Annotated in this window: 11 protein-coding genes and 1 pseudogene; 3 read left to right on the top strand and 9 right to left on the bottom strand. The window is 68.4% G+C overall.

The genetic code is table 11. From position 1 onward, the window contains the following. A pseudogene (locus FXN61_RS44345) lies at positions 1-368 on the bottom strand (hypothetical protein); the annotation flags it as partial. 154 nt (positions 369-522) lie between these two features. Beyond that, positions 523-1,239: an alpha/beta fold hydrolase gene (locus FXN61_RS44340; RefSeq protein WP_167979828.1), complete on the bottom strand. Its 717-nt coding sequence runs from the start codon at positions 1,237-1,239 to the stop codon at positions 523-525. A gap of 41 nt (positions 1,240-1,280) precedes the next feature. Here FXN61_RS44340 and FXN61_RS44335 point away from each other — a divergent pair, with 41 nt between their 5' ends. Then, positions 1,281-2,465, top strand: coding sequence for a cytochrome P450 (locus FXN61_RS44335; RefSeq protein WP_188136156.1), 1,185 nt, complete (start codon positions 1,281-1,283; stop codon positions 2,463-2,465). Here the strand turns inward: FXN61_RS44335 and FXN61_RS44330 are convergent. Beyond that, the gene (locus FXN61_RS44330; RefSeq protein WP_167979827.1) at positions 2,443-2,853 is read right to left on the bottom strand and encodes an anthrone oxygenase family protein; all 411 of its coding nucleotides are present in this window, start codon (positions 2,851-2,853) and stop codon (positions 2,443-2,445) included. The genes FXN61_RS44335 and FXN61_RS44330 overlap by 23 nt on opposite strands. Positions 2,854-2,934: 81 nt before the next feature. Here FXN61_RS44330 and FXN61_RS44325 point away from each other — a divergent pair, with 81 nt between their 5' ends. Further along, positions 2,935-3,834: an AraC family transcriptional regulator gene (locus FXN61_RS44325; protein ID WP_167979826.1), complete on the top strand. Its 900-nt coding sequence runs from the start codon at positions 2,935-2,937 to the stop codon at positions 3,832-3,834. Here FXN61_RS44325 and FXN61_RS44320 read toward each other — a convergent pair. After that, complete coding sequence (locus FXN61_RS44320; protein ID WP_312878470.1) at positions 3,816-4,181, bottom strand: VOC family protein; 366 nt, start codon at positions 4,179-4,181, stop codon at positions 3,816-3,818. The genes FXN61_RS44325 and FXN61_RS44320 overlap by 19 nt on opposite strands. Positions 4,182-4,225: 44 nt before the next feature. Between FXN61_RS44320 and FXN61_RS44315 the strand changes: the two genes are divergently transcribed. After that, complete coding sequence (locus FXN61_RS44315; RefSeq protein WP_376770813.1) at positions 4,226-4,456, top strand: hypothetical protein; 231 nt, start codon at positions 4,226-4,228, stop codon at positions 4,454-4,456. Here FXN61_RS44315 and FXN61_RS44310 read toward each other — a convergent pair. The 5 genes from FXN61_RS44310 to rplU form a co-directional block, all read right to left on the bottom strand. Beyond that, positions 4,443-4,817 carry a VOC family protein gene (locus FXN61_RS44310; RefSeq protein ID WP_167979824.1) on the bottom strand — a complete coding sequence of 125 codons (375 nt, stop codon included), beginning with the start codon at positions 4,815-4,817 and terminating at the stop codon, positions 4,443-4,445. The two genes, FXN61_RS44315 and FXN61_RS44310, sit on opposite strands and share 14 nt — an antisense overlap. A 9-nt stretch (positions 4,818-4,826) precedes the next feature. Next, positions 4,827-5,954 carry a glutamate 5-kinase gene (proB, locus tag FXN61_RS44305; RefSeq protein ID WP_167979823.1) on the bottom strand — a complete coding sequence of 376 codons (1,128 nt, stop codon included), beginning with the start codon at positions 5,952-5,954 and terminating at the stop codon, positions 4,827-4,829. 3 nt (positions 5,955-5,957) lie between these two features. Next, the gene (gene obgE, locus FXN61_RS44300) at positions 5,958-7,409 is read right to left on the bottom strand and encodes a GTPase ObgE (RefSeq protein ID WP_167979822.1); all 1,452 of its coding nucleotides are present in this window, start codon (positions 7,407-7,409) and stop codon (positions 5,958-5,960) included. 108 nt (positions 7,410-7,517) lie between these two features. Beyond that, positions 7,518-7,775, bottom strand: a complete 258-nt coding sequence (gene rpmA, locus FXN61_RS44295) for a 50S ribosomal protein L27 (RefSeq protein ID WP_167979821.1) — start codon at positions 7,773-7,775, stop codon at positions 7,518-7,520. Positions 7,776-7,789: 14 nt separating this feature from the next. Continuing rightward, entirely contained in the window at positions 7,790-8,101 is a 312-nt protein-coding gene (gene rplU / locus FXN61_RS44290) for a 50S ribosomal protein L21 (RefSeq protein WP_045316485.1), read from the bottom strand. Positions 8,102-8,491 lie beyond the last annotated feature (390 nt).

The following is an 8,491-nucleotide window of genomic DNA, read 5'->3' as shown; positions in this document are numbered from 1 at the left end:
CTCGCGCCACCGCCGGCACCGCCCGCGAACGGCGTGCCGGCCCCACCGGACGCGCCGCCGCCGAAGCCCGGCTCACCGCCGTTCGCGCCGTTGCCGTCGCCACCGTTCTGGCCGACCGCGACCACGAGCTGCGTGACGCCGGACGGAACGGCCAGGTCCGCCGTGGCCCTGAAGCCAGGTCTGCCGTTCGGGGCTGAGTTGTCACCGCCGTCGGCACCCTTGCCGCCGCGTCCGCCGATGGTCACCACGCGGAGCTTCGTGACGCCCGCGGGGATCGTGTAGGTCTGCTCACCGCCGGTCGGGTGGAACGTCTTCGAGACGAAGTGGTCGGCGAGTACCGGTGGAGCAAACACAACGCTCGCGCCCATCAAACCGATGGTGAGCGCCGTCGCGAGCCTGGCTCGGGACATCGAGGGGTGCCTTCCGTGCAAATGGGCCCCGATCCGGCGAAAGGATCCCGCACCTCACTTCGGGATGGCGCGATCTTCACCCGAACGGCACGTGAAGTAGTCCGAATGGACGTCAGGCCAGGAACCGCAGCACGGCGTCGCGGAACTCAGCGGGCCGTGTGCTGTGCACCCGGTGGCCGGCGTCGATCGTGATCAGCTCGGCGTCCCGGATCTCCGCGGCCATCTCTGCGAGCCGCTCGGCCGGTACGTGGCTGCGCGGACCACCGCCGATCACCAGCGTGGGGGCCTTGATCGCCGCCAGGCCGTCCCACCACAACGGATCTGGCGCGCGGAGCTGGGTCAGCACCTGCGGCACCACGCGGCGGTCGAACCCGCGCCGGGCCAGGACCTGCAAGGCGAGGAACACCGACGCACCACGCTTCGGCGGGCGAGGCTCCCCGGACCTCGGCGGTGGTGACGGATCCTCCAGCACGAGCTTGCGCACGCGGTCCGGGCGTCGTCCGGCCAGGAGCGCGGCGACGTGGCCGCCCAGCGAGTGGCCGATCAGGTCGAACTCGGAGATGTCGAGCGCGTCGAGCACGCCCACGACGTCGCGTTGCACCGAGTCGAGGCGGTAGTCGCCCGTCCACGAGCTGCGGCCGTGACCACGCAGGTCAGGAGCGATCACCTGCCGGCCCGACAACACCAGATCACGGGTGAGGCGCGACCACGTCGCCGAGCTGCTGGCCAGTGCGTGCAGCAGCACGACTGCCGGGCCTGCACCCTCCCAGCGGTAGGCGATGGTCGCACCGCCGACGTTCAACGTGGGCAGTGGAACCCGTGCTGACATTGCGGACCGTCCCCCGGTGCGGGTGTGGCACTGTCTTGGTCATGATTCCGGACGTCGTGCGGTTCCGGCAGGCCGATCTTCTTTCCGTTCTGCACCGGCGGTTCGGACCGGTCGTGCGGATGGGCCCGTACACCTACCTGCTCGGGCCGGAGGCGAACCGGTTCGTGTTCGCCAACTCCGAGCTGTTCGAGGTGGAACGCGCTTTCCAGGTGCTGGTTCCGGTGGACGGTCCCACGTCGTTGATCGTCAGCGACGGAGAGGACCACAAACGGCGGCGCAAACACGTACAACCCGCGTTCGTGCACCGGCAGATCGCGAACTACGTGCCGGTCATGCGGGCCAACGCCGAGGCAGCGCTCGACGCGTGGCGGCCAGGCGAAACAGTAGATGCCTACCAGGACTTCCGCCGGGCGATCCGGCGCAGCACGATCCACGCGTTGTTCGGCGAGAAACTGGCCCAGGACGCGGACTTCTTCGGGGCACACCTGCAGCTGCTGATCAACCTGATCGACCGCAACCCGGCGGTGGTCACCGTGCTCAGGCGGACGAAAGCACCAGCGTGGCGCAACGCGATGAGGGCGCGGAGAGCCGTTGACGCGCGGGTCTACCAGGCGATCGCGGAAACACGGCAAGGCGGTGCGGCCGGAGACGTGCTCACTTCTCTCGTGCAGAGCGACGGACTGAGCGACCTTGAGGTGCGCGACCAGATCGTCACGCTGATCGCGGCCGGCTACGAGACGACTAGTGGCGCGATGGCGTGGGCAGTGTTCAACCTGTTGCGGCACAACGGGGTGTGGGAGCGCGCGCAAGAGGACGACGACTACCTGACCAACGTCGTCAACGAGACCCTACGGCTCTACCCTCCGGCGGTGGTCTCGGCACGGGTGGCGGCGCAGCCGTTCGAGTTCGCCGGGAAGAAGATCAAAGAGGGCACGTTCCTGCTGTACAGCCCGTACGTCACGCATCGGCTGGCCGAGGTGTGGCCGGATCCGCTGCGGTTCGACCCGGATCGGTGGGAGCGCAAGCCCGCACCGCACGAGTTCCTGCCGTTCGGCGGCGGCCCGCACCGGTGCATCGGCGCCGGGCTCGCCACGACGGAACTGACCGTGATGCTGAAAGCGTTGCTGCAGCGCCCGAAACCGGAACTCCTCCCCCAGCGCCTCACGCCGACCAGCGTCGCAGCGATGCGCCCCAAGCACGGCCTCAGAATCCGAGCAGCAGGGTGACCACCGAGGCGAGGCACGCGACGCCGCGCACGTGGTTCCAGAGCGTCCACTTGCGCAGGTACTCGGGCCAGTAGGCGTCGTCGGTCCGTTCGAGACGGTTGTTCATCGGCACGTTCACGAACATCGTCAGCAGGAAGCAGCCGACGATGTAGAGCAGGCCGCCCACGATCCTGCCCTGGAAGACCTCGATGCCGCACAGGACGACGTTGCCGAGAAACACCAGCAGGAACACGGGGTTCTGGATGCGGACGTTCATCCGGCGCATGGCACCGCGGGCGTTCTCGGCGGGCAGGTCGGCGAGGCCCGGCATGACGGCGGTGGAGAAGGCGAAGAACAGGCCGGCCATCAGGCCGGACGCGGCGACTGCGATCAGCGTGATAATCCCCATGGCGCTCACTCTGTCGCCTCAGCGCCGGACTCTCAATGACAATTCATCGCGCACGCTTGCTCATTCGTCCAGACTGGTGGCATGACGGACGCACTGGGCGAGGCGCTGCACCTGTTGAGGATGTCCGGCACCTTCTACTGCCGGACAGAACTCACCGAGCCGTGGGGCCTCACGATGCCCGACATGGCGGACTGCCTGTGGTTCCACGTCCTGACCAACGGCCGTTGCGAGATCGAGGTCGACGGCAAGATCACTGAGCTCGAACCCGGCGACGTGCTGCTCGTGCCAGGAGGCCAGGGCCACCGGCTGTTCCATGGTGACGCCGAAACACCGCTCGTCACGACGTTGCCGCACACGTTCGAGACCGACAACTACGCGATCCTCCGGCACGGCGGCGGCGGGGCCGTAACGCACCTCGTGTGTGGTGCGGTCCGCTTCGACCACCCAGCGGCGAAACACCTCATCAACGTGTTGCCGCACGTGCTGTACGTGCGCCGCGCGGACGACATGCGCGCCACGATCGACCTGATGGCCGCCGAGGCCAGGAACCTGCGTCCCGGCGGCGAAGCGGTCATCACCAGGCTCTCGGACGTCCTGGTGATCCAGACGATCCGCTCGTGGCTCGCCAACGACCCGGCCGCGCGCACCGGCTGGCTGGGCGCGTTGCAGGACCAGCAGATCGGGCAGGCGCTGGCGTTGATCCACCGCGACCCCGCCCAGCCGTGGACCGTCGAACGCCTCGCGCACCAGACCGCGATGTCCAGGTCGGCGTTCGCGGCACGGTTCACCGATCTCGTCGGCGAACCGGCCATGCGGTACGTGACGCGGTGGCGCATGCACGTTGCGATGAACCGCCTACGCGACCGTGACAGCACGGTCAGCGAGATCGCCCGAGGCCTCGGATACGAGTCGGAAGCCGCGTTCAGCCGTGCGTTCAAACGGATCGTCGGGGTCTCGCCCGGTCAGGCGCGGGCTGGCTGAAGCAGATCCCAGCGGTTGCCGTAGAGGTCCTCGAACACGGCGACCTTGCCGTAGACCTCGTCTCGCGGTGTCTCCAGGAACTGCACCCCGAACGCGGTCATGCGCGCGTGGTCGCGGTCGAAGTCGTCGGTGTTGAGGAAGAACCCGACGCGTCCACCGGTCTGGTCACCGACTCGTGCAGCTTGTTCCTCCGAGGACGCCTCCGCCAACAACAACGACGCTCCACCACCCGGCGAGACCACGACCCAGCGCTTGTCGCCCTGCGGCTCGTCCTGGACCAACGTGAACCCAAGACCGTCGACGTAGAAGCGGATCGCCTCGTCGTAGTCCCTGACAACCAACGTCACCAAACCGATTGAACGCACGCTGATCAGTATGGCTTGGTGCATCTATGGCGATTACATCGCAGACCCATCGACTGCCCGTGCGCAAGCTGGTCGCGGCCTCCGCCGGTAACGCGGGCATCGGCGCTTGGTACAACCTCACGGTCGCGCTGTTCGGCGGAACCGCGCCGCTGGTCATTCAGGCGGTCGGCGGCACGGTGTTCTTCTGGTACGTCGCGGTGATCTCGTTCCTGGTGATCCTGACGCTGCCAGAGACGAAGGGCGTCACTCTGCGCTGAGACAGAACTCGTTGCCCTCGGGGTCTGTCAGCACGAACCAGTCGCCCTCGCGGCTCACCAGCGTCGCGCCGAGGTCGAAGAGCCGCTTCGCCTCAGCCTCCGGGTTCGGGCTGCGCAGGTCGACGTGCACGCGGTTCTTCACCGTCTTGGGCTCGGGCACGCGGTTGAAGAAGAACCGCGGCGACCCGTCGAGCAACACCGATGGATCGTCTTCGGGATCGTCGATCCCCATGCTGCGCAACCGGGACAGTTCCGCCTCGTCGTACGGCGCGATCTCGTGGTCGTCGAGAACCTCGGCCCAGAATCGGGCGAGCGACGCCGGGTGAGCGCAGTCGAAGACGATGTCGTGCAACCGAGCCATGCCCCGACATTAGCGGTGCAGCGGCACCAGATCGTCCGCGTGCACGACCTCGCGGCGCTGCTCCTCCGGCAGATCGTGGGACTTGCGCCCGATCAGCGACGGCAGCTCCGCCGAGTCGTAGCCGACCACGCCGCGGGCCACGACCTCGCCCGCGAGGCTGACCAGTTCCACGACGTCGCCTGCCTCGAAGTCGCCGTCCACACCTGTGATTCCGGCTGCCAGCAACGAACGACGCCTGCCGACCACCGCGGCGACTGCGCCGTCGTCGAGGTGCAGGCGGCCGTTGGCGTCCGTGGCGTAGCCGAGCCAGAAACGACGTGCGGTGAGGCGCGAACCCGTGGCGGCGAAGGCCGTGCCGACGTCGGCCACCGACAACGCTCGTGACGCGTCGGAGGCGCCGGCCAGCAGCACCGGGATGCCGGCCGACGAGGCCAGTCGGGCAGCGGCGAGCTTCGAGGCCATGCCGCCGGTGCCGAGGCCAGACGCGCCACCGGTTCCAGCCTTCACACCGTCCACATCGGACGCCGACGCGACCTCGGAGATGCGGACAGCGCCGGGCTTGCGCGGGTCACCGGAGTAGAGGGCGTCCACGTCGGACAGCAGGAACAACGCGTCGGCACCGACCAAGTGCGCTACCAGCGCGGCGAGTCGGTCGTTGTCGCCGAAGCGGATTTCATCGGTGGCGACGGTGTCGTTCTCGTTCACGACCGGGACGGCGCCCAGGGCCAGCAGACGCGAGAACGTGCGCTGGGCGTTGCGGTAGTGGGCGCGGCGCACCACGTCGTCGGCGGTCAGCAGAACCTGACCGACGGTGAGGGCGTAGCGGCCGAACGAGTTCGCGTAGGCGTGCGCCAAGGTCAGCTGACCAACGCTCGCCGCGGCCTGCTGGGTGGCGAGGTCGCGCGGGCGCCGGGACAGCTTCAACGGTGCCAGACCGGCGGCGATCGCACCGGAGGACACCAGCACGACCTGGCTGCCCGCGGCACAGCGAGCGGCGAGGGCGTCGACCAGCGCGTCGAGACGCGCCGGGTCGAGGCCGCCCTCGGCCGTGGTCAGAGAAGAAGAACCGACCTTCACCACGATGCGGTTCGCCGAAGCGACCGCGTTGCGAGCTTGTGAGACCACGGGGGCCGTCACGGGTTACTCCTCGTCGAAGTCGTCGCCGTACTCTCCGGGCGCGCGGCGGGCCTTCTTCAGTGCCTTGCGCTCGTGGGCGCCGATGCGGTCGTTGCGCTCGAGGCGGGCGTCCGTGCCACGTCCGGTCATCGTCATCGCGATACCGGCCGGGGTCGTCGGCTCCCAGTCGAACACCAGGTCGCCGATGGTGACCTGGCAACCGGGAATGGCGCCCATCTTCACGAGCTTGTCCTCGACACCCAGCCTGCTCAGGCGGTCCGCGAGGTAACCGACGGCTTCGTCGTTGGAGAAGTCGGTCTGGCGGATCCAGCGCTCGGGACGGTCGCCCCTGACGATGAAGCCACCCTCGACCGAGGGGTCCTCGGTCACGGTGAACCCTTCGTCGTCCACGGCGGTCGGCCGCAGCACGATGCGGGTCGATTCCTTCTTCGGCTGGGCGGCGCGGTACTCGCGCACCACCTCGGCCAGCTTGAAGGTGAGCTCACGCAGTCCCTCGCGGGACACCGTCGACACCTCGAAGACCGGCAGGCCGCGGGCCTCGATCTCCGGGCGGACGATGTCGGCGAGGTCCTTGGCGTCCGGGATGTCGATCTTGTTCAGGATCACCACGCGCGGCCGGTCGGCGAGGTTGCCGCCCAGCGACGGGGTGTACTGCGCCAGCTCGTTCTCCAGCGCGTCGATGTCCGCGATCGGGTCGCGACCGGGCTCGTACGTCGCGCAGTCGACGACGTGAGCGAGCACGGCGGTGCGCTCGATGTGGCGCAGGAAGTCCAGGCCGAGGCCCTTGCCCTGCGACGCACCGGGGATCAGGCCGGGGACGTCGGCCATCGTGAAGATGGTCTCGCCCGCGGTGATCACGCCCAGGTTCGGCACCAGCGTGGTGAACGGGTAGTCGGCGATCTTCGGCTTCGCGGCGGAGAGCACCGAGATCAGCGACGACTTGCCCGCGGACGGGAAGCCGAGCAGGCCGACGTCCGCGACGGACTTGAGCTCCAGCACCAGGTCCCGCGTCTCGCCCGGCTCGCCGAGCAACGCGAAACCGGGGGCCTTGCGGGCCTTGGACGCGAGCGAGGCGTTGCCGAGGCCGCCACGGCCACCGGCGGCGGCGATGAGCTGGGTGCCCTCGCCGACGAGGTCCGCGATGATCTCGCCGTCCTCGGTCAGCACCACGGTGCCGTCCGGGACGCGCAGGATCAGGTCCTCGCCGTTCGCGCCGTCGCGGTTCGCACCCGCGCCGGCCTTGCCGCTGGTGGCGGAGGCGTGCGGGCGGAAGTGGAAGTCCAGCAGGGTGTGCACCTGCGAGTCGACGACGAGCACGACGTTGCCGCCGCTGCCGCCGTTGCCGCCGTCCGGGCCGCCCAGCGGCTTGAACTTCTCGCGGTGCACGGAAGCGCAGCCGTTGCCCCCGTTGCCGGCGGCAGCGTGGATCACCACCCGGTCAACAAAACGAGCCACGGAACTACTTCCTCTCAAAGACTTGAACAAGCAACGAGGGGCGGTGCCGGATGACCGGTCCCGCCCCTCGCTGAGGTGTCTAACGATCGTTCTGCGGAGCGGTCTTTCTCAGACCGCGACCGGAACGATGTTGACGGTCTTGCGACCGCGCTTCATGCCGAACTCCACCGCACCGGGGGTAAGGGCGAACAGCGTGTCGTCCTTGCCGATGCCGACGCCGACGCCGGGGTGGAACTTGGTGCCGCGCTGGCGGATCAGGATCTCGCCGGCCTTGACGACCTGACCGCCGAACCGCTTCACACCCAGGTACTGGGGGTTGGAGTCACGGCCGTTACGGGAACTGGACGCACCCTTTTTGTGTGCCATGAGAAGTCAGGTCCTCACTTACCGGTGATGCCGGTGACCTCGACGCGGGTCAGCTTCTGACGGTGACCCTGTCGCTTGTGGTAGCCGGTCTTGTTCTTGAACTTGTGGATGCGAATCTTCGGGCCCTTGGTGTGCTCGACCAGCTTGCCGGTCACCGAGAACTTCTCCAGGGCCGCCGCGTCAGCGGTGACGTTGGTGCCGTCGACCACGAGCAGCGCCTGGAGGGAGATTTCGGTGCCCGGCTCGCCCTCGAGCTTCTCGACCTCGACGATGTCGCCGACAGCGACCTTGTACTGCTTGCCGCCGGTCTTGACGATCGCGTACATCAGGACGGAAGTCTCCTGCTACTCGATGGTGACGGGCCATGCGCCAACTCATCTGCGACAGTGTTTTTCAACTGCGGCCAGCAGAGGGGGCACACGACAGGACCCGTCGGATGGCGGGCCGTCGACAAGGTTACGGGAGTGGGTACGGCCGGAGCAAACCGGGGTGTCCTGATCACGTTCGCCCAGGCAGTGCCGTCCCTCACAGCCCGCCCCGCAACGCAAAACCGGGGCCGCCCACAGGCGACCCCGGTCTCACTCACTCGCGTCAGTCCTCCTGGACCGGCGGTCCCGCGGGTCGCGACACGGCGCGGCGCCTGCGGGTGGTGGTGACACCGGCGGGGGCAACTGGGACCTCGGGCTGGCTTCGGCATCCGTCGACGACCACCGGAG

The sequence above is a fragment of the Lentzea indica genome (genome assembly GCF_012184385.1).
GTDB lineage: Bacteria > Actinomycetota > Actinomycetes > Mycobacteriales > Pseudonocardiaceae > Lentzea > Lentzea indica.
The sequence above is the reverse complement of the archived record's forward strand: the minus strand, read 5'-3'. Positions and strand labels throughout refer to the sequence as shown.

Excerpts from the sequence above, each read along its gene's own strand:
- FXN61_RS44340 (WP_167979828.1), bottom strand. The coding sequence starts at position 1,239 with ATGTCAGCACGGGTTCCACTGCCCACGTTGAACGTCGGCGGTGCGACC.
- FXN61_RS44335 (WP_188136156.1), top strand. The coding sequence starts at position 1,281 with ATGATTCCGGACGTCGTGCGGTTCCGGCAGGCCGATCTTCTTTCCGTT.
- FXN61_RS44330 (WP_167979827.1), bottom strand. The coding sequence starts at position 2,853 with ATGGGGATTATCACGCTGATCGCAGTCGCCGCGTCCGGCCTGATGGCC.
- FXN61_RS44325 (WP_167979826.1), top strand. The coding sequence starts at position 2,935 with ATGACGGACGCACTGGGCGAGGCGCTGCACCTGTTGAGGATGTCCGGC.
- FXN61_RS44315 (WP_376770813.1), top strand. The coding sequence starts at position 4,226 with ATGGCGATTACATCGCAGACCCATCGACTGCCCGTGCGCAAGCTGGTC.
- FXN61_RS44310 (WP_167979824.1), bottom strand. The coding sequence starts at position 4,817 with ATGGCTCGGTTGCACGACATCGTCTTCGACTGCGCTCACCCGGCGTCG.
- rpmA (WP_167979821.1), bottom strand. The coding sequence starts at position 7,775 with ATGGCACACAAAAAGGGTGCGTCCAGTTCCCGTAACGGCCGTGACTCC.
- rplU (WP_045316485.1), bottom strand. The coding sequence starts at position 8,101 with ATGTACGCGATCGTCAAGACCGGCGGCAAGCAGTACAAGGTCGCTGTC.